The 25,229-nt window shown below is 57.8% G+C and carries 21 protein-coding genes and 2 tRNA genes; 1 reads left to right on the top strand and 22 read right to left on the bottom strand.

Annotation, left to right across the window (positions count from 1 at the left end):
- Positions 1 to 80: 80 nt before the first annotated feature.
- The 18 genes from ACIQAL_RS22775 to rlmE form a co-directional block, all read right to left on the bottom strand.
- Positions 81 to 701, bottom strand: a complete 621-nt coding sequence (locus ACIQAL_RS22775) for a response regulator transcription factor (RefSeq protein ID WP_401149706.1) — start codon at positions 699 to 701, stop codon at positions 81 to 83.
- Positions 698 to 2,125, bottom strand: coding sequence for a sensor histidine kinase (locus ACIQAL_RS22770; RefSeq protein ID WP_401149704.1), 1,428 nt, complete (start codon positions 2,123 to 2,125; stop codon positions 698 to 700). Before ACIQAL_RS22770 ends, ACIQAL_RS22775 begins: the two co-directional genes overlap by 4 nt.
- A 507-nt stretch (positions 2,126 to 2,632) precedes the next feature.
- Positions 2,633 to 2,983: a BON domain-containing protein gene (locus ACIQAL_RS22765; protein ID WP_166597052.1), complete on the bottom strand. Its 351-nt coding sequence runs from the start codon at positions 2,981 to 2,983 to the stop codon at positions 2,633 to 2,635.
- Positions 2,984 to 3,280: 297 nt separating this feature from the next.
- A complete protein-coding gene (pnp, locus tag ACIQAL_RS22760) occupies positions 3,281 to 5,386 on the bottom strand; it encodes a polyribonucleotide nucleotidyltransferase (RefSeq protein WP_166597053.1) in 2,106 nt (701 codons plus the stop codon).
- A 209-nt stretch (positions 5,387 to 5,595) separates the two neighbouring features.
- Complete coding sequence (gene rpsO, locus ACIQAL_RS22755; RefSeq protein ID WP_166597054.1) at positions 5,596 to 5,865, bottom strand: 30S ribosomal protein S15; 270 nt, start codon at positions 5,863 to 5,865, stop codon at positions 5,596 to 5,598.
- A 149-nt stretch (positions 5,866 to 6,014) separates the two neighbouring features.
- Positions 6,015 to 6,932 carry a tRNA pseudouridine(55) synthase TruB gene (truB, locus tag ACIQAL_RS22750; protein ID WP_166597055.1) on the bottom strand — a complete coding sequence of 306 codons (918 nt, stop codon included), beginning with the start codon at positions 6,930 to 6,932 and terminating at the stop codon, positions 6,015 to 6,017.
- A 4-nt stretch (positions 6,933 to 6,936) separates the two neighbouring features.
- The gene (rbfA, locus tag ACIQAL_RS22745) at positions 6,937 to 7,338 is read right to left on the bottom strand and encodes a 30S ribosome-binding factor RbfA (protein WP_166597056.1); all 402 of its coding nucleotides are present in this window, start codon (positions 7,336 to 7,338) and stop codon (positions 6,937 to 6,939) included.
- A 157-nt stretch (positions 7,339 to 7,495) separates the two neighbouring features.
- Positions 7,496 to 10,036 (bottom strand): translation initiation factor IF-2, encoded by a 2,541-nt coding sequence (gene infB, locus ACIQAL_RS22740; RefSeq protein WP_401149703.1) that lies wholly within the window; start codon positions 10,034 to 10,036, stop codon positions 7,496 to 7,498.
- Positions 10,037 to 10,063: 27 nt separating this feature from the next.
- On the bottom strand, positions 10,064 to 11,545 hold the full coding sequence (gene nusA / locus ACIQAL_RS22735) for a transcription termination factor NusA (protein WP_401149701.1): 1,482 nt from the start codon (positions 11,543 to 11,545) through the stop codon (positions 10,064 to 10,066).
- Positions 11,546 to 11,592: 47 nt separating this feature from the next.
- Positions 11,593 to 12,051, bottom strand: coding sequence for a ribosome maturation factor RimP (gene rimP, locus ACIQAL_RS22730; RefSeq protein ID WP_081566696.1), 459 nt, complete (start codon positions 12,049 to 12,051; stop codon positions 11,593 to 11,595).
- 132 nt (positions 12,052 to 12,183) lie between these two features.
- Positions 12,184 to 12,260 (bottom strand) — tRNA-Met (locus ACIQAL_RS22725).
- Between the two features lie 97 nt (positions 12,261 to 12,357).
- Positions 12,358 to 12,443: transfer RNA gene (locus tag ACIQAL_RS22720), tRNA-Leu, on the bottom strand.
- Positions 12,444 to 12,488: 45 nt separating this feature from the next.
- The gene (gene secG / locus ACIQAL_RS22715; RefSeq protein WP_166597059.1) at positions 12,489 to 12,872 is read right to left on the bottom strand and encodes a preprotein translocase subunit SecG; all 384 of its coding nucleotides are present in this window, start codon (positions 12,870 to 12,872) and stop codon (positions 12,489 to 12,491) included.
- Positions 12,873 to 12,876: 4 nt separating this feature from the next.
- Complete coding sequence (tpiA, locus tag ACIQAL_RS22710) at positions 12,877 to 13,632, bottom strand: triose-phosphate isomerase (RefSeq protein ID WP_166597060.1); 756 nt, start codon at positions 13,630 to 13,632, stop codon at positions 12,877 to 12,879.
- A 66-nt stretch (positions 13,633 to 13,698) separates the two neighbouring features.
- Positions 13,699 to 15,042 (bottom strand): phosphoglucosamine mutase, encoded by a 1,344-nt coding sequence (glmM, locus tag ACIQAL_RS22705; protein ID WP_401149700.1) that lies wholly within the window; start codon positions 15,040 to 15,042, stop codon positions 13,699 to 13,701.
- A gap of 16 nt (positions 15,043 to 15,058) precedes the next feature.
- Complete coding sequence (gene folP, locus ACIQAL_RS22700; protein ID WP_401149699.1) at positions 15,059 to 15,910, bottom strand: dihydropteroate synthase; 852 nt, start codon at positions 15,908 to 15,910, stop codon at positions 15,059 to 15,061.
- Between the two features lie 8 nt (positions 15,911 to 15,918).
- Positions 15,919 to 17,829 (bottom strand): ATP-dependent zinc metalloprotease FtsH, encoded by a 1,911-nt coding sequence (gene ftsH, locus ACIQAL_RS22695; RefSeq protein WP_166597063.1) that lies wholly within the window; start codon positions 17,827 to 17,829, stop codon positions 15,919 to 15,921.
- 187 nt (positions 17,830 to 18,016) lie between these two features.
- Positions 18,017 to 18,667 (bottom strand): 23S rRNA (uridine(2552)-2'-O)-methyltransferase RlmE, encoded by a 651-nt coding sequence (gene rlmE / locus ACIQAL_RS22690; RefSeq protein WP_401149697.1) that lies wholly within the window; start codon positions 18,665 to 18,667, stop codon positions 18,017 to 18,019.
- Positions 18,668 to 18,771: 104 nt separating this feature from the next.
- On the opposite strand from rlmE, the gene yhbY reads away from it, so the two are divergent.
- A complete protein-coding gene (yhbY, locus tag ACIQAL_RS22685) occupies positions 18,772 to 19,080 on the top strand; it encodes a ribosome assembly RNA-binding protein YhbY (protein ID WP_093465544.1) in 309 nt (102 codons plus the stop codon).
- A gap of 96 nt (positions 19,081 to 19,176) precedes the next feature.
- Here yhbY and greA read toward each other — a convergent pair whose 3' ends face one another.
- The 4 genes from greA to dapB form a co-directional block, all read right to left on the bottom strand.
- Positions 19,177 to 19,653, bottom strand: a complete 477-nt coding sequence (greA, locus tag ACIQAL_RS22680) for a transcription elongation factor GreA (protein WP_166597136.1) — start codon at positions 19,651 to 19,653, stop codon at positions 19,177 to 19,179.
- A gap of 2 nt (positions 19,654 to 19,655) precedes the next feature.
- The gene (gene carB / locus ACIQAL_RS22675) at positions 19,656 to 22,877 is read right to left on the bottom strand and encodes a carbamoyl-phosphate synthase large subunit (protein ID WP_341959972.1); all 3,222 of its coding nucleotides are present in this window, start codon (positions 22,875 to 22,877) and stop codon (positions 19,656 to 19,658) included.
- Positions 22,878 to 23,002: 125 nt separating this feature from the next.
- Entirely contained in the window at positions 23,003 to 24,139 is a 1,137-nt protein-coding gene (gene carA / locus ACIQAL_RS22670) for a glutamine-hydrolyzing carbamoyl-phosphate synthase small subunit (RefSeq protein ID WP_401149694.1), read from the bottom strand.
- 281 nt (positions 24,140 to 24,420) lie between these two features.
- The gene (gene dapB / locus ACIQAL_RS22665; RefSeq protein ID WP_401149692.1) at positions 24,421 to 25,227 is read right to left on the bottom strand and encodes a 4-hydroxy-tetrahydrodipicolinate reductase; all 807 of its coding nucleotides are present in this window, start codon (positions 25,225 to 25,227) and stop codon (positions 24,421 to 24,423) included.
- Positions 25,228 to 25,229: the final 2 nt, after the last annotated feature.

The following is a 25,229-nucleotide window of genomic DNA, read 5'->3' as shown; positions in this document are numbered from 1 at the left end:
GAGGTCATCCATTCGGAGGACAGATCGGCATTTTGAAAGGCTACGAGGGGCGGCGGCTGATGTGACTCAGGCTGCGGAAATCAGCGCTCTTCGAGGGCTTGCGACATTCTTACCAAGTCGGCGAACGTCCGGGCCTGCATTTTTTTCATGGCATGCCCCCGGTGAATCTTAACCGTGATTTCGCTCAGCCCGATCTCGGCGGCGATTTGCTTGTTCATCAGTCCCGTGACGGCCAGCGCCATGACCTCCTGCTCCCGAGCCGTCAGCGTTTTATGGCGAGCCTGCAACTGGCCGCTCGTCTTGCCCGCCTCGCGCCGCCTGGCATCTTTCTGCAACGCCAGCGTCACGGCATCGAGCAAGTCCTGCTCGCGATAGGGTTTCACTAGAAAGTCCAGCGCCCCGGCCTTCATCGCCTTGACCGACATGGCGATATCACCGTGCCCACTGACAAAGACGATGGGCAGCGGCACCTTCATTTCCGTGAGGCGCACCTGAAAATCCAGGCCGCTCTCGCCCTGCAGGCGCACATCGAGAATGAGGCACGAAGGCACGTCTTCGAACGGGTGCTGCAAAAACTCGGCCCCGGACGCGAAGGTGTGCACCCGCATGCCCATGGACCGCAACAAACTGTCGACCCCCGCCCGAATGGCAGGATCGTCGTCCACGACGAAAACGACCGGGGTGATCTCAGCCGCACTCATGAGCGAATCCGCTCACTGACAGGAAGCGAAAAACTCAACGTCGCGCCGTGCCCCAACTCACTTTCGACCCAGATGCGTCCGCCATGGGCTTCGATAATCGAACGGCATATGGACAACCCCATGCCCATCCCCTCGGGTTTCGTGGTGAAAAACGGAATGAACAAGCTGGAGAGGTTCGCGGCCGAGATACCCGGCCCGTTGTCTTGAATGCTGAGCAAAACATCGCCTTGTGGCGCAGCCGTCAAGTGCACGGCCAGCGTCCTGTTCTTGCCATGCATGCCTGCCATGGCCTGCATGGCGTTCATCAGAAGATTGATAATGACCTGCTGCAACTGCACCCGGTCCCCTTTGACTTCCACACTCCCCTGCACCGGCTTCAGGTCGAGAATCACGCGATGCCGCAGGAGCTCCCTGCGCACCAGCGCGATGGATTCGACCAGGACATCCTGCAAATTCGTGGAGACGTGCCGGGGGTCCGTTTTGCGTGACAAAACACGAATACGCCGGATGACTTCGCTGGCGCGATGAGCCTCGCCCTTGATCCGCTCGATGGCACTTCGCGCCTCCGCCACATCCGGGACCTCCCGATCGAGCCAACGCAACCCGGCCTCGGCATTCGTGGTCATCGCCGACAGCGGCTGGTTGACCTCATGGGCGATAGACGCCGCCATCTCCCCCAACATCGTCACACGGGTGACGTGCGCCAACTGAGCCTGGGAGCGGTGCAGGGCTTCTTCAGCCAGTTTGGTCGCAGTGACATCCATCAACGCGCCGACGTATTCACAGTCACCGGAAGCGTCGTGGATCTGCTGAGCCAGCATTCGCAGGAACTTGGAGGAGCCATCCTGCATGATCAAACGAAACTCGGTATCAACAGGGGCGTGCTGAACGTACGCTTCATGGATCAAGCCTTTGAAGCCATGAATGTCCTCTGGATGAACGCGACTGAATACGTATTCCAAGGAGGGATTCAACGGCTCATCCACCTGAAAAATGCGCCGCGCGCCGTCGGACCAACACATTTCGGCGCTCGGCATCCTCAATCCTATACTGCCCGTCAGGCTAAGGCGCTGAGCGCCTGCCAGCAGAACTTCACTGCGGTGCAGCAAGCGAACCTGCGTTTGCAGTGCCTCTTTGGAGGCTTTGTTTTTCAGGGCCAGAAAGCCGGTGATCGCAATGGCGCAGAGACTAACCAGGCAGCGACCGAACGCCGGTATCAGCCAGACTGTGCCGTGGGCCCACTCAAGGCCATGGGTCAACAGGTAAGCAAGCAGCGTCAGCGCACCACACCCGACCGTGGCAATGACGAGCCCCCGTTGAGAGAACAGGTCTTCGGACATCAGGATGACGGTCACATAAAGCACGGCAATGGCGACGTCGAGCGAGCTGAGCCAGTCCGTAAGAAAAATGGCCAATGTCAGCATCACAGCGCCAGAGCGCCATAACCACACGCTGGGCGGAGGGTCCGCCCGGAGCCCTCGCATGGGGGCAGTTGAGACATTATCCATCGCGACGTTTGCCTTGTTATGAGGTATCGGGGGCAGCGCAAATTAGCATCGCGGGCGTCAAGGTGCCCACTGCCCATCCCCGTCAGGACGACGAAAGGACGGCAAATCCTGGTGAAAGTTTTTGATCGGGTGCAGTCTTGGGAACGGCCTTGTATCCGACCGGACACAAATATACGCAGGAAATGCGTCAGGAGACAGGCTCCGGGAATTATCGGTTGTGAAACGTGCGCTCAAGCGCATTTGCGGGGTTACGAGCGGGCTTGGTGGGCCCTAACTGGGTGGGCCCTGAATAGAACAAGCCCCGGCATAAATGCCAGGGCTTGTAATGGCCACATCCGTATGGCCTTCGCATGAACCTTCAATCGACCAACCGGCAGCCTCCCTGGCCGCCAATCGTCCGTTCGTACGGTTCTTCGAAACGTTTTATTCGGCTTTCAGGCCATCAGCCGAAACGGCTTTGACGCCTTTGATTTTCTTGGTGATCGCAACAGCGGTTTTCTTTTGCGCGTCGGTCACAGCGACGGTGGACGACAGGGAAACCACACCTTTGTTGGTCTCAACCTTGATGTCGGAGCCTGGAATGCCTTTTTCAGTCAGCAGGTCCGATTTAACCTTAGTGGTGATCCAGGTATCGGAGGTCGTTTCTTTTGCCTTGGTCATTTCACCAGCGGCAACCATCATCGGAGCTTGAGTAGAGGTTTGAGCCATGGCTACGTTAGCCAGGGTCAGAGTCAGAGCAGTGGCGGTAGCAGCAGCGATAGCGAACTTCTTCATACGAGTAACTCCTGTTTTTCTCAGAATCTGCGCCAACCTCGTTGGCGGCAGGGTTACTTGGTATATCGCAAGCGCTGTGCCAATCTGAGTTCGAGTATTTTTCCTATATATATCAATGACTTGAAAATTATTGGGTCCCTGTAGATCGTGCAGATTGCCCGTTTATAAAAAGTTCCGCTTGCAAGATGCATGTTCCACCCAAGCAACAACCTGCGCTTTGCGCCATAACCTACTAATTCCGCTCGAAAAAAAAGGGCCCCGAAGGGCCCTTTTTCTACAGCATGGGGAAGCGTGCGATTAAACGCCCGATGCCTTGGCTGCTGCGACGTCTTTGATCGACAGCTTGATGCGACCGCGGTTGTCGACGTCCAGTACCAGCACTTCGACTTCCTGGCCTTCTTTCAGCACGTCGGTGACTTTTTCAACACGGGCATCGCTCAGCATCGAGATGTGCACCAGACCGTCTTTGCCAGGCAAGATGTTGACGAATGCGCCGAAGTCGACGATGCGCTCAACCTTACCGACGTAGATCTTGCCGATCTCTGCCTCTGCGGTGATACCCAGAACGCGCTGACGTGCTGCTTCAGCCGCTTCCTTGGTTTCGCCGAAGATTTTGATCGAGCCGTCGTCTTCGATGTCGATCGAAGCCTTGGTTTCTTCACAGATGGCACGAATGGTCGCGCCGCCTTTGCCGATGACGTCACGGATTTTGTCGGTGTCGATCTTCATCGCAATCATGGTCGGAGCGTTTTCCGACAGCTCAGGACGCGACTGGCCGATGATCTGGTTCATCTGACCGAGGATGTTCAGGCGAGCTTCCAAGGCTTGGCCCAGGGCGATCTCCATGATCTCTTCGGTGATGCCTTTGATCTTGATGTCCATCTGCAGCGCAGTAACGCCTTTGGCGGTACCGGCCACTTTGAAGTCCATGTCGCCGAGGTGGTCTTCGTCACCCAGGATGTCGGTCAGAACAGCGAATTTCTCGCCTTCTTTAACCAGACCCATAGCGATACCGGCAACCGGTGCCTTCAGCGGAACGCCCGCGTCCATCAGCGCCAGCGAAGCGCCGCAGACCGAAGCCATGGAGCTGGAACCGTTGGACTCGGTGATTTCCGATACGACACGGATGGTGTACGGGAACGCGTCAGCAGCAGGCAGCATGGCCTGAACCGAACGACGTGCCAGACGGCCGTGACCGATTTCGCGACGACCAGCGCCACCCATGCGACCACACTCGCCCACCGAGAACGGAGGGAAGTTGTAGTGCAGCATGAACGGGTCTTTTTTCTCGCCTTCCAGGGTGTCCAGCAGCTGTGCGTCACGGGCAGTACCCAGGGTCGCTACCACCAACGCCTGCGTTTCGCCACGGGTGAACAGTGCAGAACCGTGAGTCTTCGGCAGAACGCCGACTTCGATGTTCAGCGGACGTACGGTGCGGGTGTCGCGGCCGTCGATACGCGGTTTGCCATCAACGATGTTCTGGCGAACGGTACGGTATTCGATCTCACCGAAAGCGGCTTTGACTTCGGAAGCCGACGGGCTGCCTTCCTCAACGGCCAGCTTGGCGACAACCTGATCCTTCAACTCGCCCAGGCGAGCGTAACGATCGGCCTTGACGGTGATGGTGTAGGCCTCGGAAATCGCAGCGCCGAACTCGGAGCGGATAGCGCCCAGCAGTGCGGTGGCTTCTGGCTGAGGCGCCCAGGTCCAGGTTGGCTTGGCAGCTTCAGCGGCCAGCTCTTTGACAGCCTTGATGACCGACTGGAATTCGTCGTGGGCGAAGAGGACCGCACCCAGCATCTGGTCTTCGGTCAGCTCTTTGGCTTCGGACTCAACCATCAGCACCGCTTCTTCGGTACCGGCAACGACCATGTCCAGGCTCGATGCTTTCAGTTGCTCGTAAGTCGGGTTCAGCAGGTAGCCGGTGCTTTCGTGGAATGCCACGCGAGCGGCGCCAATCGGGCCGTCGAACGGGATGCCGGAGATTGCGAGGGCAGCCGAAGTACCGATCATCGCAGCGATGTCCGGATCGGTTTTCTTGCTGGTGGAAACGACGGTGCAGACAACCTGCACTTCGTTCATGAAGCCTTCAGGAAACAGTGGGCGGATCGGACGGTCGATCAGACGCGACGTCAGTGTTTCTTTCTCGGAGGGACGGCCTTCACGCTTGAAGAAACCGCCAGGGATCTTGCCCGCAGCGTAGGTTTTTTCCTGGTAGTGAACGGACAGCGGGAAGAAGCCTTTGCCAGCGTCAGCTTGTTTGGCGCCGACCACAGTCACGAGTACGGTGACGTCGTCATCAACGGTGACCAATACTGCACCAGAAGCCTGACGGGCGATGCGGCCTGTCTCCAGCGTGACGGTCGATTGACCGAATTGAAACGTCTTGATTACCGGGTTCACGGTTTCCTACCTTCTATGTGGCTCTTGGGGGAACTGGTTTCTTGCGAATTCGTGGGCAGTGAGGGGAATCGGCCCCTGCGGCAGTCCAGGTGTACAGCCAAACGTATAAAACATGTATCCAGATAAAACTTGAGGCTGGGAGCCTGCCATGCGCCATCGGGAAACCCTCTGACGCACGACAGACAACCAACCTCTAGCGCAATCGCTGATTAGCGACGCAGACCCAGGCGACCGATCAGAGCGCTGTAACGGCTCAGGTCTTTGCCTTTCAGGTAGTCCAGCAGCTTACGACGCTGGTTTACCATGCGGATCAGACCACGACGGGAGTGGTGGTCTTTACCGTTGGCCTTGAAGTGACCTTGCAGTTTGTTGATGTTGGCGGTCAGCAGTGCAACTTGCACTTCTGGCGAACCAGTATCACCAACAGCTTGCTGGTAGTCGGTTACGATCTGAGATTTTTCTTCAACGCTGAGAGCCATGAGGCAATCCTTTTATCAGGAAACCGCTCCAGAGAGACGATTTCAACAGGCCGAGAGCAGACTCTCGTATTAAAAAATGAGGCGTGACCATGCCTGTTAACAGCCACCCTTCACCGCCGTGCAGGAAACCCTGTCACAACGGGTTTCGGTCACTCTGACCGAATCAAACGACGCGGCGCAATCCGCCCGTCTTCACTCACTTCACCGATTCCGATGAAGCGTCCTTCGTGATCCTGCACCCGTACCATGCCGAACTTCGGCGCATCCGGGGCTCTGACTGGCTGACCGTGCAGCCAGTAAAACGAACTGTGCTCGGAAAATTGCAGCAGAGGCCAATCCTGCAAACCGCTGTCGGAAGGCATCAGGAAACGATCAACCGCTTCGTTACCACCTTCGGCGTGAACCGCTTCAAGCTCTTCCAGCGTAACAGTCTGGGCCAGTGTGAACGGCCCTGCTTGCGTACGACGCAGCTCGGCAACATACGCGCCACAGCCCAGTTTTTCACCGATATCTTCCACGAGGGTGCGGATATAGGTGCCTTTGCTGCAGTCAACGGCCAGTCGCGCGGTCTCGCCTTCGCTCGCCAATAATTCCAGGCGCGCAATAGTAACAGAACGCGGTTCGCGCTCCACCACTTCCCCTGCGCGAGCCAACTTGTACAACGGCTGGCCATCACGCTTGAGGGCAGAGTACATCGGCGGTATCTGACTGATTTGCCCACGAAAATCAGGCAACACAGCTTCGATATCGGAGCGACCAACGGTCACCGGACGCGTTTGTAACACGTCGCCTTCGGCGTCCGCCGTGGTGGTGGTCTTGCCCAACTGCATCAGGGTTTCATAACCCTTGTCGGAATCGAGCAGGTATTGGGAAAATTTGGTCGCCTCTCCGAAGCACAGTGGCAGCACGCCGGTGGCGAGGGGATCAAGGCTACCGGTGTGGCCGGCCTTTTCCGCATTGAGCAACCAGCGCACCTTCTGCAAGGCGGCGTTGGAGGTGAAACCCAGCGGCTTGTCGAGCAGGATGATGCCGCTGACGTTGCGGCGAATACGCTTGACCTGAGCCACGCCGTTATTCCTCCGAACCGTCTTGCTTGGCAGCAGGCTCGTGCTGACCGTCCTCGGCCACCGCGCGCTCGATCAACGCCGACAGGTGCGCGCCACGGGCAACGCTTTCGTCGTAGTGGAAATGCAATTGAGGCACGCTGCGCAGCTTCATTTCACGCGCCAGTTGCATGCGCAGGAAACCCGCTGCGGAATTCAAGACCTTGATGGTCTGGCTGATGTCTTCAGCGTTGTCCTGGCCCATCACGGTGATGAAAATCTTCGCGTGGCCCACATCACGGCTGACGTCGACAGCAGTGATGGTGACCAGACCTACGCGCGGGTCCTTGACTTCACGACGGATCAGTTGAGCCAACTCGCGCTGCATCTGATCGCCGATACGTTGGGTACGGCTGTATTCTTTTGCCATGTCTTGTTACCTGTACTGACCTTCGGCAAAAGCCGTCCGGTCTGAAAGCGGCAAACGCCCGGCCTGGCAGAAGCCGGACCGGGCGTTGCGTTTAGAACCCATGACGTGCGCTGAGCATTTTCATGCGACGTTCGCCAGGGTTCCTGAAGCTCGCGATTTAGAGGCTGCGAGCCACTTGGACCTTCTCGAAGACTTCGATCTTGTCGCCGACCTTGACGTCGTTGTAGCTCTTGACGCCGATACCGCACTCCATGCCGGCACGTACTTCGGAAGCGTCATCCTTGAAGCGGCGCAGGGATTCCAGCTCGCCTTCGAAGATAACGATGTCTTCACGCAGTACACGGATCGGACGGTTACGGAACACAACGCCTTCAATGACCATGCAACCGGCGATCGCACCGAATTTCGGCGAGCGGAACACGTCGCGAACTTCGGCGATACCCAGGATGTTCTCCCGGACGTCGCTGCCAAGCATGCCGGTAAGGGCTTTCTTGACGTCTTCGATGATGTCGTAGATGACGTTGTAGTAACGCATGTCCAGACCTTCCTGCTCGACGATCTTGCGCGCGCCAGCATCAGCACGCACGTTGAAGCCGAACAGAACAGCGTTGGAAGCCAGCGCCAGGTTGGCATCGCTTTCGGTGATACCACCGACGCCGCCGCCCACTACACGCACTTGTACTTCGTCGTTGCCCAGGCCATTCAAAGCGCCCTGCAAAGCTTCGAGGGAGCCACGGACGTCGGATTTGAGGACGATGTTGAGCGTCTTCTTCTCTTCCTGACCCATATTCTCGAAGATGTTTTCCAGCTTGCCGGCGTGAGCACGGGCAAGCTTGACTTCGCGGAACTTGCCTTGACGGAACAGAGCCACTTCACGGGCTTTCTTCTCGTCAGCAACCACGCTCATCTCGTCGCCAGCGTCCGGTGTACCGTCCAGGCCGAGAATCTCGACAGGGATGGATGGACCGGCTTCTTTGATGGATTTGCCGTTCTCGTCGAGCATGGCGCGGACACGACCGTAGTTGGAGCCAACCAGGACCATGTCGCCCTGACGCAGCGTACCGTCCTGAACCAGAACGGTGGCCACTGGACCACGGCCTTTGTCCAGACGCGATTCAACCACGACACCACGACCTGGGGCCGATGGCGTAGCGACCAGTTCCAGAACTTCAGCTTGAAGCAGAACCGCTTCCAGCAGTTCGTCGACACCCGTACCGACTTTCGCCGATACCGGTACGAATGGGGTATCACCACCCCACTCTTCGGACGTTACGCCATGCACCGACAGTTCACTGCGGATACGGTCCAGGTCAGCACCCGGCTTGTCGATCTTGTTGACTGCCACGACCAACGGAACGCCAGCAGCGACAGCATGCTGAACGGCTTCGATGGTTTGAGGCATAACACCGTCGTCGGCAGCAACTACCAGAATCACGATGTCGGTCGCCTTGGCACCACGGGCACGCATTGCGGTAAACGCGGCGTGACCCGGGGTGTCGAGGAACGTCACCATGCCACGCTCGGTTTCAACGTGGTACGCACCAATGTGCTGGGTGATACCACCGGCTTCGCCAGCAGCAACCTTGGCACGACGGATATAGTCGAGCAGCGAGGTCTTACCGTGGTCAACGTGACCCATGACGGTCACGACAGGCGCACGAGGAACCGTTTCACCTTCGAACTTCAGGGACTCAGCCAGGGAATCTTCCAGGGCGGTATCGCTGACCAGGGTCACTTTGTGGCCCAGTTCTTCCGCGACCAGCTGGGCAGTTTCCTGATCCAGAACCTGGTTGATGGTGGCCGGCGTGCCGAGCTTGAACATGAACTTGATGATTTCAGCAGCTTTGACCGACATCTGTTGAGCGAGGTCGCCCACAGTGATGGTCTCGCCGATCTTCACTTCACGAACCACAGGACCGGTAGGGTTCTGGAAGCCGTGAGCGTTGCGCTTCTTCAGTTTCGCCTTGCCGCGACCACCACGACGGAAGCCATCGCTTTCTTCGTCGGTGGTACGTGGAGCAACGCGTGGCGCAGGCGCCTTTTCCTTGACCGAAGCACGATGCGGAGCGTTTTTGCGCTCGCCATCGCCACCGCCGCCACGACGATTGTTATCGTCGGCACGTGGTTTATCAGGGCGACGAGGCTCCTCGCGCTTGCGAATATCGGCAGCCGGTGCAGGGGCAGCGACAGGCGCTTCCTGAACAGGCTCTGCAGCCACTTGCGGAGCGGCTTCGGCCGCTGGCGCCGGAGCAGCAACAGCGTCAGCAGTTTCCTGAGCGGTAGCAGGCTGGCGGCGCGCTTCTTCTTCGGCACGCTGACGGGCTTCTTCTTCAGCCTTTTGACGCGCGGCATTTTCTACCGCACGACGCTCGTCCTGCTCGCGCTTGCGCTCGGCTTCGATTTCTTCCGGGCTACGCTGTACGAAGACTTTCTTTTTACGTACTTCAACGCTGATGCTTTTGCTGCCAGCAACGCGCAGGGTACTGGTGGTTTTACGCTGCAAAGTGATCTTGCGCGGTTCTTCCACTTTAGCCTTGTGGCCGCTTTTCAGGTGCGTCAACAGGGCTTGTTTTTCGTTATCGGTCACAACTTGCTCGGCGGCGGTGTGCGGCAGACCTGCCTCACGCATCTGCTGTAACAGGCGCTCTACCGGTGTGTCGACCGTTTTGGCCAGTTCTTTCACCGTGACTTGCGTCATGCACTTCTCTCCTCAGGCCGCATTTACTTACTCGAACCAATGGGCTCGGGCGGCCATGATCAACTTGCCGGCACGATCATCGTCAATGCCGTCGATGTCGAGCAGATCGTCAATAGACTGCTCGGCCAGGTGTTGGCGGGTAATTTCGGCGCGCAGCGCCAGTTCCATCGCCAAATCCTTGTCCATACCCTCAAGCGAGAGCAGGTCTTCGGCCGGATGGGCGTCTGCCAGCTTTTCCTCAGTAGCGATGGCTTTGGTCAACAAACGATCCTTGGCGCGAGCACGAAGCTCGTTGACGATGTCTTCGTCAAAGCCGTCGATGTTGAGCATTTCTTCCAACGGTACGTAGGCAATCTCTTCCAGGCTGGTGAAGCCTTCGTCCACCAGAACCTGCGCGAGCTCTTCGTCGACTTCCAACTCTTCGATGAAGTTACGCAGGATGTCGCCGGTTTCCGCTTGCTGCTTGGCCTGGATGTCCGATTCGGTCATCACGTTCAGGGTCCAGCCAGTCAACTGGCTTGCCAGACGCACGTTCTGGCCGCCGCGACCAATCGCTTGGGCCAGGTTGTCCGCACCGACAGCGATGTCCATGGCGTGGGCGTCTTCATCAACGATGATCGCTGCCACTTCGGCAGGCGACATGGCGTTGATGACGAACTGCGCCGGGTTATCGTCCCAGAGCACGATATCCACACGCTCGCCGCCCAACTCGCCGGAAACAGCCTGGACACGCGAACCACGCATGCCGATGCACGCGCCTTGCGGGTCAATGCGTTTGTCCTTGGAGCGAACTGCGATTTTTGCACGCGAACCAGGATCACGAGAGGCAGCCATCACCTCGATGAGACCTTCGGCAATTTCCGGTACTTCAATCCGGAACAGCTCGATCAGCATCTCTGGCGCAGTACGCGACAGGATCAACTGAGGACCACGGTTTTCAGTGCGGATCTCTTTGAGCAATGCACGGACGCGGACACCGACGCGGAAAGTTTCCCGGGAGATGATGTCTTCACGCGCCAGCAGCGCCTCGGCATTGTTACCCAAGTCGACGATGACATTGTCACGTGTAACTTTTTTAACAGTGCCGGAAATGATTTCGCCCAGACGCTCACGATAAGCGTCTACGACTTGAGCGCGCTCGGCTTCGCGTACTTTCTGCACAATGACTTGCTTGGCAGTCTGGGCAGCGATACGGCCGAACTCGATGGACTCGATCTTTTCTTCTACGACGTCGCCGACGTTGGCACCAGGGTGCGTCTCGGCAACCTTGCTCGGCCAGGTTTCGATGGCCGGATCATCAAGGTCTTCTTCTTCGACGACTGTCCAGCGACGGAACGTCTCGTAAGCGCCCGTGTGGCGATTGATTTCCACACGCAGGTCAACTTCGTCTTCAAAACGCTTTTTAGTGGCCGTGGCCAACGCGATTTCCAGCGCTTCAAAAATTACACCGGCCGGTACGCCTTTTTCATTGGATACCGACTCAACAACCAGCAGTACTTCTTTGCTCATCGTACGCCTCGCCTTTCGCAAGCCATTGGATCCGCGGGATCCGCGTCTCAGTCAAACGTGGGAATAATGTTGGCTTTGTCGATCAGATCGATCGGCAACAGGTATTCGTGATCATCCACTTGCACCACGACGTCCTGCTCCTCCACCCCGCGGAGAAGGCCTTGAAAGTTACGTCGACCGTCGAACGGCGAGCGCAGCTTTATCTTCACTTGTTCCCCGGCAAAGGCTGCAAACTGCTCAATCGTGAACAGCGGGCGTTCCATGCCAGGAGAAGAAACTTCGAGCGTATATTCGGAGCTGATCGGATCTTCTACGTCCAGAACACCGCTGATCTGACGGCTGACGATGGCACAATCGTCCACCAGCACGCCGCCCTCTTTATCGATATAAACGCGCAACATTGAGTGACGACCCTGGGCCGAAAACTCGATACCCCAGCATTCATAGCCAAGGGCCACGACCACCGGGGCCAGCAAGGCCTGCAACTGTTCTAGCTTGCTCGACACCTGAACCCCCTCGTGCATGCTGTGCAAATAAAAAATGGGCAAAGCGCCCATCTCATGAAAAACGCCGTTGAACAGCGGCGTAATAAAGTGTCCAGCTAACAAAAAGCCCCTGAAAAGGGGCTCCGCTAAAACTGGTTGCGGGGGCTGGATTTGAACCAACGACCTTCGGGTTATGAGCCCGACGAGCTACCAGACTGCTCCACCCCGCGACAAAGCTGGGGCGGAAGTATACGACCGATCCCGATTTGGGTCAATCCGACACATCCACCTACAAGAAAGCCCGCTACTGCGGGCTGACTTGTTAATTGGTACCGAGAAGGGGACTCGAACCCCTACACCCTATGGGCACAACCACCTCAAGGTTGCGTGTCTACCAATTCCACCACCTCGGCATTACAACTCTTTTTGCAGCCCCAATATCGACTGCGAATCCTGTGTTACTTCTGTTCTGGAGCGGCAGGAACATCAGCTGGAGCAGCGGCTGGTTTCTGTTGTCCTTCCAGGACCGGAACATCATCTGCTGCCGGCTTTTGTTTAACTTCCAACACCGCTGGATCTGGCAAACCTACTTGAGTCAGCTGATGAGCTTTCTCTTTAGCAAAGTAACCTAACCCCAAGCTGGTTATGAAGAAACAGGCGGCAAGTATAGCAGTAAACTTACTAAGAAAGGTAGAGGAACCTTGGCCTCCGAAGACAGTATTTGATGCACCTGCTCCGAACGACGCGCCAGCGTCCGCACCTTTACCCTGCTGCAGCAATACCAGAGCAACAACGCCCAGCGCACCCAGCAGATGAAGAACGACTACGACTGTTTCCAGCATTTTTTCAGTTTCCCGCGGCGCGAATGATCGCACCGAACTCATCTGCATTCAGGGAAGCGCCTCCAATGAGGCCCCCATCGATATCCGGCATGCTGAACAGCTCGACCGCATTGGCCGCCTTCACGCTGCCGCCATATAGAAGACGCACACCTTGCGCGACTTCAGAATTCTCTTTTGCCAACTGCGCACGAATGGCTGCGTGCACTTCCTGCGCCTGTTCAGGCGAGGCTGTCAGTCCGGTACCAATGGCCCAGACCGGCTCGTAAGCGATGACCGCATTCACGAAAGCATCGATGCCCAGCTCTTCGATGATGCTGTCGAGCTGTTGCCCGACAACTTCAAGCGTTTTGCCAGCCTGACGCTGCTCAAGTGTTTCACCGATGCATAGCACCGGGGTCAAGCCACTTGCCTGCGCAGCTGCAAACTTGCGGTTCAGGACTTCGTTGCTCTCGCCCATGATCTGGCGACGCTCCGAGTGCCCTACCAGCACCAGCTTGCAACCTGCATCCTGCAACTGAGTCGGTGAAATCTCACCGGTCAGTGCACCCTGACCCGCTTCGTGCGCGCAATTCTGCGCACCTACAGAAATCGAATGCTCTTCAAAGCACTCGACAACGAAGCTGACGTGCAGACTCGAAGGGAATACCGCAACGTCGACACTGTCAGGAATGGCCATATTAGCCAGACCTTCTACCAGCTCAGCGACGCTGGCGCAGGTACCGTGCATTTTCCAGTTACCAGCTACCATAGGGCGACGCATGCTGTACCTCGTCGGTCAAAGTGGGCGCAGATGTTACCCAACAGTTTCAACACTGGCAAGCCGTAATCAGGCGCAAACTTCAGCAACCAGTTTTGCCAGTTCATCGGCGTAGCCTGCAACCAGCGTTTCGTCCTCGCCTTCGACCATCACACGCACCAAAGGCTCTGTGCCGGACTTGCGCAGCAACACGCGCCCACGCCCACCCATGGCCGCTGTCACGCGCTCACAGGCTTCCTTGACCGCCGGGTGCTCGACTGGATCGACATTCCCACCCTCGAAGCGCACGTTGACCAATACCTGAGGGCATTTCCTCACGCCTTGGCGCGATTCTGCGAGGCTTTGCCCGGTGCGTTTGAGCGCCAGTAACACCTGCAGCGCGGCAATGATCGCATCGCCCGTAGTGGTGTGCTGAAAGCAGACGACGTGACCCGAGTTCTCGCCGCCCACCTGCCAGTTGCGCTCCAGCAGTTCAGCAATGACGTAACGGTCGCCGACATTGGCGCGCACGAATGGAATGTTCAGATCCGCAAGGGCCAGCTCAAGCCCCAGGTTGCTCATCAGCGTCCCGACCACGCCACCCTGCAAGCGACCGCGTTCATGCAGATCACGAGCGATGATGTACAGCAACTCGTCACCGTCAACGATCGCACCGGTGTGATCAACCATCAGCACGCGATCACCATCACCGTCGAAGCCGATACCCAAATCCGCTTTCTCGGCGACGACGGCCGCCTGCAGATTACCCATGTGGGTCGAGCCGCAATCGTCATTGATATTGAGGCCGTTCGGTGCAGCTGACAGAACGGTGACCTTCGCTCCCAACTCCCGAAACACGTTAGGCGCCACTTTATAGGTTGCCCCGTGTGCGCAGTCGACCACCAATTTCAGACCGGCGAAGTCAGTACTGGTCGGCACACTGCTTTTGCAGAATTCGATGTAACGGCCAGCCGCGTCGTTGATACGCGACACCTTGCCGAGCTTTTCTGACTCAGCCACGGTCATCGGCGTATCGAGCAACTCCTCGATCATCATCTCGATTTCGTCTGGCAGCTTGGTGCCCTGACCCGAGAAAAATTTGATGCCGTTATCGTGATGCGGGTTGTGCGAGGCGCTGATCACTATCCCTGCCTCGGCGTGGAACGTCCGGGTCAGATAGGCGATGGCAGGTGTGGGCATCGGGCCGAGCAACATCACATCTGCACCCGCGGCTGACAGTCCGGCCTCCAGGGCAGATTCGAACATATAACCCGAAATACGGGTGTCTTTGCCGACCAGAATCCGGCAAGCGCCCATTTTGCGGAACGCCATGCCAGCTGCCCAACCAAGCCGCAGCATGAAATCGGGAGTGATCGGAAATTGACCGACACGACCGCGAATGCCGTCGGTTCCGAAGTATTTTTTCTGGGTCATGGGGGCTCCAACCTTCTTATTTTGCCGATTCGACAGCGGCAATCATCCGCACCACGTCGACAGTTTCCGCAACATCGTGCACGCGTAAAATTCTTGCACCTTGAATCATGGCCATCGCAGCCAGAGCCAGTGCACCGTAGAGTCGCTGATCAACAGGCTTGTCGAGCACTTTGCCAATCATGCTCTTGCGTGACACACCCACCAGCAGAGGCCGCCCCAGCACATGCAGCGCCTCCATATGTTTGAACAGGCTCAGGTTATGATCGAGATTCTTCGCAAAACCGTAGCCTGGATCGAGAATGATCTTCTCTGCAGGAATACCCGCCGCGACACAGGCGTCCATTCGCTCGCCGAGAAAGCTGGTCACCTCACCGATGAGATCGTCGTAACGAGGATCGTCCTGCATGTCCGTCGGCTCGCCGCGCATGTGCATCAGGCACACGGGCAGCCCGGTCGCGAAAGCCGCCTCCAGCGCACCTTCTCGTCGCAGCGAGCGCACATCATTGATGAGCCCCGCGCCCAGCCGAGCCGTCTCAAGGATGACCGCGGGTGTCGAGGTGTCGACCGAGATGACCACATCAAGCTCACGACTGATGGCTTCGACGACCGGTGCAACACGATTCAGCTCTTCGTCGGCAGAAACCGCAGCAGCACCCGGACGCGTGGACTCGCCGCCGACGTCGATAAGTGTCGCACCTGCCGCCACCATAGCCTGTGCATGACGGAGGGCAAGGTCGCGCTGAGCGAACCGACCACCGTCAGAGAACGAATCAGGGGTGATATTGAGGATGCCCATGACGTGGGTCCGGGATAAATCAAGAACCCGGTTGCCGCAAGGCAACCGGGTCGGGTACAGCGCAGAAGTCATGTCAGGCCTTAGTGTTCAGCAGCTGGACCGCCGATCGGTGTTTCCGGACGCGGACCGACGGGTGCAGTTGGCGTCCCGGAAGTGCCGGTGCCCCCTGTCCAATCGCGCGGTTCGCGAGGCGTGCGACCCGCCATGATGTCATCGATCTGCTCAGCATCGATGGTTTCATACTTCATCAGCGCATCCGCCATCGCATCCAGCTTGTCGCGGTTGTCGGTGAGGATTTGCTTCGCAGTGCCGTAGCACTGGTCAATGATACTGCGCACTTCAGAGTCGATCATCTTCGCGGTTTCACCCGAAAGACTGGAGTTCTGACCGCCACCACCACGACCCAGATAACCGCCGTCGTCGTCTTCGGAGTACATCAATGGGCCCATTTTCTCGGACAGGCCCCATTTGGTAACCATGTTCCGGGCAATCTGGCTGGCGCGCATGATGTCGTTCGAAGCCCCCGTGGTGACGCCGTCAAAGCCCAGCGTCATCTCTTCCGCGATACGACCACCATAGAGCGAGCAGATCTGGCTGATCAACGCACGCTTGGACAGGCTGTAACGGTCCTCTTCAGGAAGGAACATCGTGACGCCCAATGCACGACCACGTGGAATGATTGACACTTTGTAGACCGGATCATGTTCAGGCACGACGCGACCGACGATGGCGTGCCCGGCTTCGTGATAAGCGGTGTTCTGCTTCTCCTTCTCGGACATGACCATCGACTTACGCTCAGCGCCCATCATGATCTTGTCTTTGGCCAGCTCGAACTCTTTCATCTCGACGATGCGCTTGCCCACGCGCGCCGCGAACAGCGAGGCTTCGTTGACGAGGTTGGCAAGGTCTGCACCGGAGAAGCCAGGCGTACCACGAGCAATGACGGCAGCATTGACGTCATCACCCATCGGCACCTTACGCATGTGCACTTTCAGAATCTGTTCACGACCGCGAATGTCTGGCAGACCAACCACGACCTGACGGTCGAAACGGCCCGGACGCAGCAGCGCAGGGTCGAGGACGTCAGGACGGTTAGTCGCCGCGATCACAATGATGCCGTCGTTCATTTCGAAGCCGTCCATCTCTACCAGCAACTGGTTGAGAGTCTGCTCACGCTCATCGTGACCGCCGCCCATGCCAGCGCCACGATGGCGACCGACGGCGTCGATTTCGTCGATAAAGATGATGCATGGCGCGTGCTTCTTGGCTTGTTCGAACATGTCGCGAACACGGCTTGCACCGACACCCACGAACATTTCAACGAAGTCAGAACCGGAAATGGTGAAGAACGGCACTTTCGCTTCGCCAGCAATCGCCTTGGCAAGCAGCGTTTTACCAGTACCCGGTGGACCCACCATCAGCACGCCGCGCGGAATACGACCGCCCAGGCGCTGGAATTTGCCCGGATCGCGCAGGAATTCAACCAGCTCGCCGACTTCTTCTTTTGCCTCATCGCAACCCGCGACGTCAGCCAGGGTGGTCTTGACCTGATCTTCGGAGAGCAGGCGCGCCTTGCTCTTGCCGAAGCTCATCGGCCCTCCCTTGCCCCCCGCGCCGCCTTGCATCTGACGCATGAAGAACATGAAGACAGCAATGATCACGAGAATCGGGAAGCTCGCGACAAGCAACTGAGTCCAGATGCTCTGCTGCTCAGGCTGCTTGCCTTCGATCACTACATTGTTGTCGACAAGGTCACCGATCAGGCCATTGTCCTGAATCGCCGGACGAATGGTCTTGAAGGTGTCGCCATCGCTGCGCTTGCCCGTGATGACGTAACCGTCAACGGCAACTTTCTCGACCTTGCCATCCTTCACTTGCTGGATGAACTCGGAGTAGTTGAGGGTCTGCGGCTCGTTCGGGCTGGAGAAGTTGTTCATCACGGTCACCAGGACCGCAGCGATGATCAACCACAGGATCAAATTCTTTGCCATATCGTTCAATTAGCTACCCTCTGAAGCAAGCTCCACGCAGGAGCGTGCCTCGCATGATATTCACCGGCCTAACTTACTACAGATCCTACAGGTGTGGCAGGCGGCGTCTGTAACCCTTTGTGAAACTTTGACTACAAGATGTTCGTTACGCTTCATGAATAAAGCCATTTGAAAAAAGCTATTGCCTTCACTCAAATTGGCTTGAGGCCTCATAACCGCCCTTGAAACCACGGCCCAGCAGGTACTGTTCACGAGACCGGTCACGGGACGACGAAGGTTTGCGCATCTGCACCTTGTCGAACATTTTCCGAACGTCCTTGTGGTAGGTATCAAAACCTTCGCCCTGGAAGATTTTGATCAAAAAATCGCCACCTGGACGCAGAACCCGACCCGCCAGGTCGAGCGCCAACTCACAAAGGAACATGGCGCGTGGCATATCCACAGCGCTCAATCCACTCATATTGGGGGCCATATCGGAAATCACAAGGTCTACTTCCGTATTACCGATCGCTTCGAGGATTTGTTTGAACACGGCATCCTCAGTGAAATCCCCTTGAATGAAGGTCACGTCAGGGATGCTGTCCATTTCCAGAATGTCGGACGCAATCAAACGACCTTGACCACCAATCAGACGACTGGTCACCTGAGACCAGCCCCCAGGCGCCGCGCCCAGATCGACCACGGTCATACCGGGACGGATCAGACGGTCCTTTTCCTGGATCTCCAAAAGCTTGTAACTCGCCCGCGAGCGGTAGCCATCTTTCTGCGCCTGCTTGACGAAAGGGTCGTTGAAATGCTCTCTCAGCCAGTTCTGGCTGCTCTTTGAACGCTGCGCCACGGGGCACCTCGATGATGAAAGGGTCGTGATTAACTGGGCGGAGCCACGGCCCCTCGGGTAAAATGCCCGCCAATTTTACAGAATCAGACGAAAAGGGTCAGATTATGCCGCTCAATAACGAGCAGAAGAAACAATACAAATCCATTGGACATGACCTGAAGCCGGTTCTGATGGTTGCCGGCAATGGCCTGAGCGAAGGCGTCCTGGCCGAGCTGGACCGCGCTTTGGTCGATCATGAACTGATCAAGGTTCAGATCAAGCTGGAAGACCGCGACGAGCGTCGCGCCGTGATCGAAGAACTGTGCAAGCAAGGTCGTGCTGAACTGGTACAGACCATCGGTAAAATGGCGCTGATCTACCGCAAGAACCCGCAGCCTAACAAACAGCTGTCCAACATTCACCGTTACAAGTAACGGCGAAACCCGTCAGGAGGCGCGACCTGCGCGCCTCTGAACGGCACCTGCCTCTGCCGCACGCCACTCGAGGAGAGCAGCATGCGAGCCACGAAGTCAGATGTGCTTGACCTCAACGATCTCGTACTCGATCACACCGCTCGGTGTTTTGATCGCAACGACATCGCCTTCTTCTTTGCCAATGATCGCCCGGGCAATCGGCGCACCGACTGAAATCTTGCCCAGTTTGATGTTGGCCTCGTCCTCACCCACGATCTGGTAAGTCACCTGCTCGTCAGTCTCAACGTTGGCAAGCTCAACGGTCGTGCCGAAAATGACCTTGCCAGTATGGGCGATCGTGCTGACATCGATGATCACGGCATTTTGCATGCGACCTTCGATGTCACGGATACGCGCCTCGACCATGCCTTGCTGCTCGCGAGCAGCATGGTATTCGGCGTTTTCTTTCAGGTCACCCAGCTCGCGAGCCGTGCCAATGTCCTGGCTAAGCTTCGGACGGACGACCTTGGTGAGGTGAGCGTGTTCGTCTTCCAGGGCCTTGGCGCCCTGGACGGTCATCGGATATTTAGTAATGCTCATGCCTTCAATCCTGCATGTAGATCCTGCAAGCGACGCACGGTCTTTTCAGGACCGAACTTCAGCGCTTCACAGATAGCCTCGCCCGCAGCAATGGTGGTGGTGCAGTAGATCTTGTGCTGCAAAGCGTTGCGACGGATGGAATAGGAGTCCGCGATCGACTGGCGACCCTCGGTGGTGTTGATGATCAAGGTGACTTCGTCGTTCTTGATCATGTCGACCACGTGAGGACGGCCCTCGGTCACTTTGTTGACGCGGCGCACTTTCAGGCCAGCAGCCTCGATCAGACGCGCAGTGCCAGCGGTTGCCACAACGTCGAAGCCCAGCTCGATCAGACTGCGAGCAACGCCAGCCACCAGAGGCTTGTCGTCGTCACGCACGCTGATGAACGCGGTACCGCCGGTCGGCAGCACTTCGCTGGCGCCCATTTGCGCTTTAGCGAACGCTTCGCCGAAGGTGTCGCCGACACCCATGACTTCACCCGTGGACTTCATCTCTGGCCCAAGGATCGGGTCAACGCCAGGGAATTTGGCGAATGGGAACACCGCCTCTTTCACACTGTAGAAGTTCGGAATGATCTCCTTGGTGAAGCCCAGTTCTTTCAGGGTTTTACCGGCCATGACGCGCGCAGCGATCATTGCCAGGGAAACACCGATGCACTTGGACACGAACGGCACGGTACGGGAAGCACGCGGGTTTACTTCGATGACGTAGATGTCTTCGCCCTGCAGCGCCAACTGAACGTTCATCAGGCCGATAACGCCCAGCTCCAGGGCCATTTTCTTGACCTGTTCACGCATCTCATCCTGGATGTGCGCAGGCAACGAGTACGGCGGCAGCGAGCACGCGGAGTCACCGGAGTGAACGCCGGCCTGTTCGATGTGCTGCATGATTGCGCCGATCACGACATCAGTGCCGTCGCAGACCGCATCCACGTCCATTTCGATGGCGCAGTTCAGGAAGTGGTCCAACAGCACCGGACTGTCGTTCGACACTTGAACCGCTTCACGCAGATAGCGCTTGAGTTCGTCTTCCTGGTAAACGATTTCCATCGCACGGCCACCCAGTACGTAGGACGGACGAACCACCAGTGGGTAACCGATCTTGGCGGCGGCACGAATCGCTTCGTCTTCGCTGCGCACAGTGGCGTTTGGCGGCTGACGCAGGTTCAGACGCTCAACCATCTGCTGGAAGCGCTCGCGGTCTTCCGCACGGTCAATGGCGTCAGGGCTGGTGCCGATGATCGGCACGCCCGCAGCTTCCAGAGCGCGGGCCAGTTTCAGCGGGGTTTGGCCGCCGTACTGGACGATCACACCTTTCGGCTTCTCGACGCGGACAATTTCCAGCACATCTTCCAGGGTCACTGGCTCGAAGTACAGGCGATCGGAGGTGTCGTAGTCGGTCGATACGGTTTCCGGGTTGCAGTTGACCATGATGGTCTCATACCCGTCATCGCGCAGGGCCAGTGCCGCGTGTACGCAGCAGTAGTCGAATTCGATCCCTTGGCCGATACGGTTTGGACCGCCGCCCAGGATCATGATCTTATCGCGCGTCGACGGGTTGGCTTCGCACTCTTCTTCGTACGTGGAGTACATGTACGCGGTGTCGGTCGCGAACTCGGCGGCGCAGGTGTCGACGCGCTTGTAGACGGGGTAGATCTCGAGCTTGTGACGATGAGCGCGCAGGCTCTTCTCGGTCACACCCAACAGCTTGGCCAGACGTGCGTCAGAGAAGCCTTTGCGCTTCAGACGGAACATTACGTCGCGATCGATGGCCGACATGCCCATGGTCTTGACCTTCTCTTCTTCCTTGATCAGATCTTCGATCTGCACCAGGAACCAAGGGTCGATCATGTTCATGCCGAAGATCTGCTCAACGGTCATGCCAGCGCGGAATGCGTCGGCGACGTACCAGATGCGCTCGGCGCCCGGAACGGTCAGTTCGCGCTTGAGGATGCTAGCGCTTTCGGGGTCGGTCAGGTCCAGCTTTGGATCGAGACCGCTGACGCCCACTTCCAGACCGCGCAGGGCTTTCTGCAGGGATTCCTGGAAGGTGCGGCCGATAGCCATGACTTCACCGACCGACTTCATCTGAGTGGTCAGGCGCGCATCAGCCTTGGAGAACTTCTCGAAGGCGAAGCGTGGCAGCTTGGTGACGACGTAGTCGATGGACGGCTCGAACGAAGCCGGGGTCTTGCCGCCGGTGATGTCGTTCTGCAGTTCGTCGAGGGTGTAACCCACGGCCAGCTTGGCGGCGACTTTAGCGATCGGGAAGCCTGTGGCTTTCGAGGCCAGAGCCGACGAGCGGGAAACCCGCGGGTTCATCTCGATCACGACCATGCGGCCAGTGTCCGGGCAGATACCGAACTGCACGTTGGAACCGCCGGTTTCAACGCCGATCTCGCGCAAGACTGCCAGCGAGGCGTTACGCAGGATCTGGTATTCCTTGTCGGTCAGGGTCTGCGCAGGCGCCACGGTGATCGAGTCACCGGTGTGCACGCCCATCGGGTCGAAGTTTTCGATGGAGCAAACGATGATGCAGTTGTCCTTTTTATCGCGGACAACTTCCATTTCATATTCTTTCCAGCCGATCAGGGATTCGTCGATCAGCAGCTCTTTGGTCGGGGACAGGTCCAGACCACGGGCGCAGATTTCTTCGAACTCTTCACGGTTGTACGCAATACCACCACCCGTGCCGCCCATGGTGAAGGACGGACGGATGATGCACGGGAAGCCGAGCTTTTCGAGGACCGCATTCGCCTCTTCCATCGTGTGGGCGATACCGGAACGCGGGCATTCAAGGCCGATGGCTTTCATGGCCTTGTCGAAACGCGAACGGTCTTCAGCCTTGTCGATGGTGTCAGCGTTGGCACCGATCATCTCTACGCCGAACTTCTCCAGAACGCCTTCGCGCTCCAGGTCCAGTGCGCAGTTCAGTGCGGTTTGGCCACCCATGGTCGGCAGCAGTGCATCCGGACGCTCTTTCTCGATGATCTTGGCAACGGTTGCCCATTTGATCGGCTCGATGTAGGTCGCGTCGGCCATGGACGGGTCAGTCATGATGGTGGCCGGGTTGGAGTTCACCAGGATGACGCGGTAACCCTCTTCGCGCAGGGCTTTACAGGCCTGGGCGCCGGAGTAGTCGAATTCACAAGCCTGGCCGATCACGATCGGGCCAGCGCCAAGAATCAGGATGCTTTTAATGTCTGTACGTTTTGGCATGGGTTGTCACTCGAATCCTGTGTCAGTCGGCAAGCCGTCTTGAACATTCTCAGGTGCCGGGCGGGCTGTCGGATTTGATCCGGCCCGCCGCAGTCACCTGCTCGCTATGGTCGACAGTCAGCCGCTTAGCGGCGCTTGGCCATGGCAGTGATGAAGCGATCAAACAGCGGCGCGACGTCGTTCGGGCCCGGGCTCGCTTCAGGGTGACCCTGGAAGCTGAACGCGTCCTTGTCGGTGCGCTCGATGCCTTGCAGTGTGCCGTCAAACAGCGACTTGTGAATCGCTCGGACGTTGCTCGGCAAGGTGGCTTCATCTACCGCAAAACCGTGGTTCTGGCTGGTGATCATAACGACGCCGGTGTCCAGGTCCTGAACCGGGTGGTTGGCACCGTGGTGGCCATGCCCCATCTTGACGGTCTTGGCGCCGGAGGCCAAGGCCAGCAACTGGTGGCCCAGGCAGATGCCGAACACCGGGACTTCGGTCTGCAGCACGTCCTTGATCGCCTGAATCGCATAATCGCAAGGCTCGGGGTCGCCGGGACCGTTGGACAGGAACACGCCATCCGGATTGAGCGCGAGGACTTCGCTGGCCGGGGTTTGCGCAGGCACCACGGTCACGCGGCAGCCGCGCTCGACCAGCATGCGCAGGATGTTGGTCTTGACGCCGTAGTCGTAGGCGACAACGTTGTAGGGCAAATCGGCTGCAGCGATCTCTGGATGGCTATCGGTCTTCAGGCTCCAGACGCTGGAGCGCCATTCGTAGCGTTCCTGGGTGCTGACGACCTTCGCCAGATCCATGCCCTTCAGGCCAGGGAAACCACGAGCCGCTGCGATGGCTGCTTCTTCGGAGATGTTGTCACCGGCCATGATGCAGCCGTTTTGAGCGCCTTTCTCACGCAGGATGCGGGTCAGGCGGCGGGTATCGATACCGGCGATGGCAACGACGTTGTTGGCCTTCAGATAGTCAGCCAGAGACATCTTGTTACGCCAGTTGCTCGCTACCAGTGGCAGGTCACGAATCACCAGGCCCGCCGACCACACGCGGTCGGATTCAGCGTCTTCCGGCGTAGTGCCGGTGTTGCCGATGTGAGGGTAGGTAAGGGTGACGATTTGCTGGGCATAGGAAGGATCGGTAAGGATTTCCTGATAGCCGGTCATTGCGGTGTTGAACACCACCTCACCAACGGTTTGACCGTCGGCTCCAATGGCTTCGCCGCGAAAAATGCTGCCATCAGCAAGGGCGAGTATGGCTGGCTTAGTCAAGAAGACCTCCCGTAATAAAGCCTGAAAGGGCGATCGCAGGTTGTAAAAAAGCGGAATGACGTTTGGACACGTCACCCCGCTTTTTTCATCGAATTATCTGCGCGCTTTTAGTGGACACACTAAAGCTGTAGCTTACAGAAAAAGTGTTTTTTAATCCACCGCTAAAACGCCTTAAAGGCTGGAGAATGCGACAGGACATCGCGCAGCGGTGTGAAACTGCGGGCAGGATACAGGGAAAAGCCCTTTCCTGCCCGCATTGATGCTGACATCGGCGCGACCGATCAGCGCAGGTCGAGCACGTCCTGCATGTCGTACAACCCCGGTGTTTTACCATCGAGCCAGAGCGCTGCACGCACGGCTCCCTTGGCGAACGTCATGCGACTGGAAGCCTTGTGCGTAATCTCCAGTCGTTCACCTTCGGTTGCAAACAGCACGGTGTGATCTCCGACCACATCACCGCCACGCACCGTCGCGAAACCAATGGTCTCGCGCTCACGAACGCCGGTGTGACCTTCGCGACCATAGACGGCGACCCTGTTCAGATCACGCCCCAGCGCATTGGCAATCACCTCACCCATGCTGACCGCCGTACCCGAAGGCGCATCGACCTTGTTGCGGTGATGCGCTTCGATGATTTCAATGTCGGCGTCGTCACCCATCACCCGCGCAGCCAGGTCGAGCAGTTTGAACGACAGGTTTACACCAACACTGAAATTGGAGGCGAAGACGATCGGAATCTCTTGGCTCGCCTCGCTCAGCACGTGTTTCTGCTCAGCGTTCAATCCCGTGGTGCCGATTACCATGGCCTTGCCAGCCTTGCGACAAAACGCCAGGTTTTTCAGCATGACGTCTGGCAGCGTGAAGTCGATCAGGACGTCAAACTCGTCCGCGACCTGCTCCAGATTGCCCGTCAATTGCACGCCGATTCGGCCCAGCGAAGCCAGCTCTCCCGCATCGGCACCAATCATGGTGCTGCCCGGACGAACGATGGCCGCCGTCAGCCCAGTGAGCGGTGCGCGCTCTTGAACGGCCTCGACCAGATGCCTGCCCATGCGCCCGGCAGCGCCCATCACAGCAATACGTCGCATGC

The organism is Pseudomonas sp. NPDC088368, assembly GCF_044753445.1.
GTDB classification, from domain to species: Bacteria; Pseudomonadota; Gammaproteobacteria; order Pseudomonadales; family Pseudomonadaceae; genus Aquipseudomonas; species Aquipseudomonas bambusae.
This window is presented reverse-complemented; position numbering and strand designations above follow the sequence as displayed.

Bases quoted from the DNA above. Each gene is read 5' to 3' on its own strand.
- ACIQAL_RS22775 (WP_401149706.1), bottom strand. From the start codon at position 701: ATGAGTGCGGCTGAGATCACCCCGGTCGTTTTCGTCGTGGACGACGAT.
- ACIQAL_RS22770 (WP_401149704.1), bottom strand. From the start codon at position 2,125: ATGCTGACATTGGCCATTTTTCTTACGGACTGGCTCAGCTCGCTCGAC.
- ACIQAL_RS22765 (WP_166597052.1), bottom strand. From the start codon at position 2,983: ATGAAGAAGTTCGCTATCGCTGCTGCTACCGCCACTGCTCTGACTCTG.
- rpsO (WP_166597054.1), bottom strand. From the start codon at position 5,865: ATGGCTCTCAGCGTTGAAGAAAAATCTCAGATCGTAACCGACTACCAG.
- rbfA (WP_166597056.1), bottom strand. From the start codon at position 7,338: ATGGCAAAAGAATACAGCCGTACCCAACGTATCGGCGATCAGATGCAG.
- infB (WP_401149703.1), bottom strand. From the start codon at position 10,036: ATGACGCAAGTCACGGTGAAAGAACTGGCCAAAACGGTCGACACACCG.
- nusA (WP_401149701.1), bottom strand. From the start codon at position 11,545: ATGAGCAAAGAAGTACTGCTGGTTGTTGAGTCGGTATCCAATGAAAAA.
- secG (WP_166597059.1), bottom strand. From the start codon at position 12,872: ATGCTGGAAACAGTCGTAGTCGTTCTTCATCTGCTGGGTGCGCTGGGC.
- tpiA (WP_166597060.1), bottom strand. From the start codon at position 13,632: ATGCGTCGCCCTATGGTAGCTGGTAACTGGAAAATGCACGGTACCTGC.
- glmM (WP_401149700.1), bottom strand. From the start codon at position 15,042: ATGACCCAGAAAAAATACTTCGGAACCGACGGCATTCGCGGTCGTGTC.
- folP (WP_401149699.1), bottom strand. From the start codon at position 15,910: ATGACTTCTGCGCTGTACCCGACCCGGTTGCCTTGCGGCAACCGGGTT.
- ftsH (WP_166597063.1), bottom strand. From the start codon at position 17,829: ATGGCAAAGAATTTGATCCTGTGGTTGATCATCGCTGCGGTCCTGGTG.
- yhbY (WP_093465544.1), top strand. From the start codon at position 18,772: ATGCCGCTCAATAACGAGCAGAAGAAACAATACAAATCCATTGGACAT.
- carB (WP_341959972.1), bottom strand. From the start codon at position 22,877: ATGCCAAAACGTACAGACATTAAAAGCATCCTGATTCTTGGCGCTGGC.
- dapB (WP_401149692.1), bottom strand. From the start codon at position 25,227: ATGCGACGTATTGCTGTGATGGGCGCTGCCGGGCGCATGGGCAGGCAT.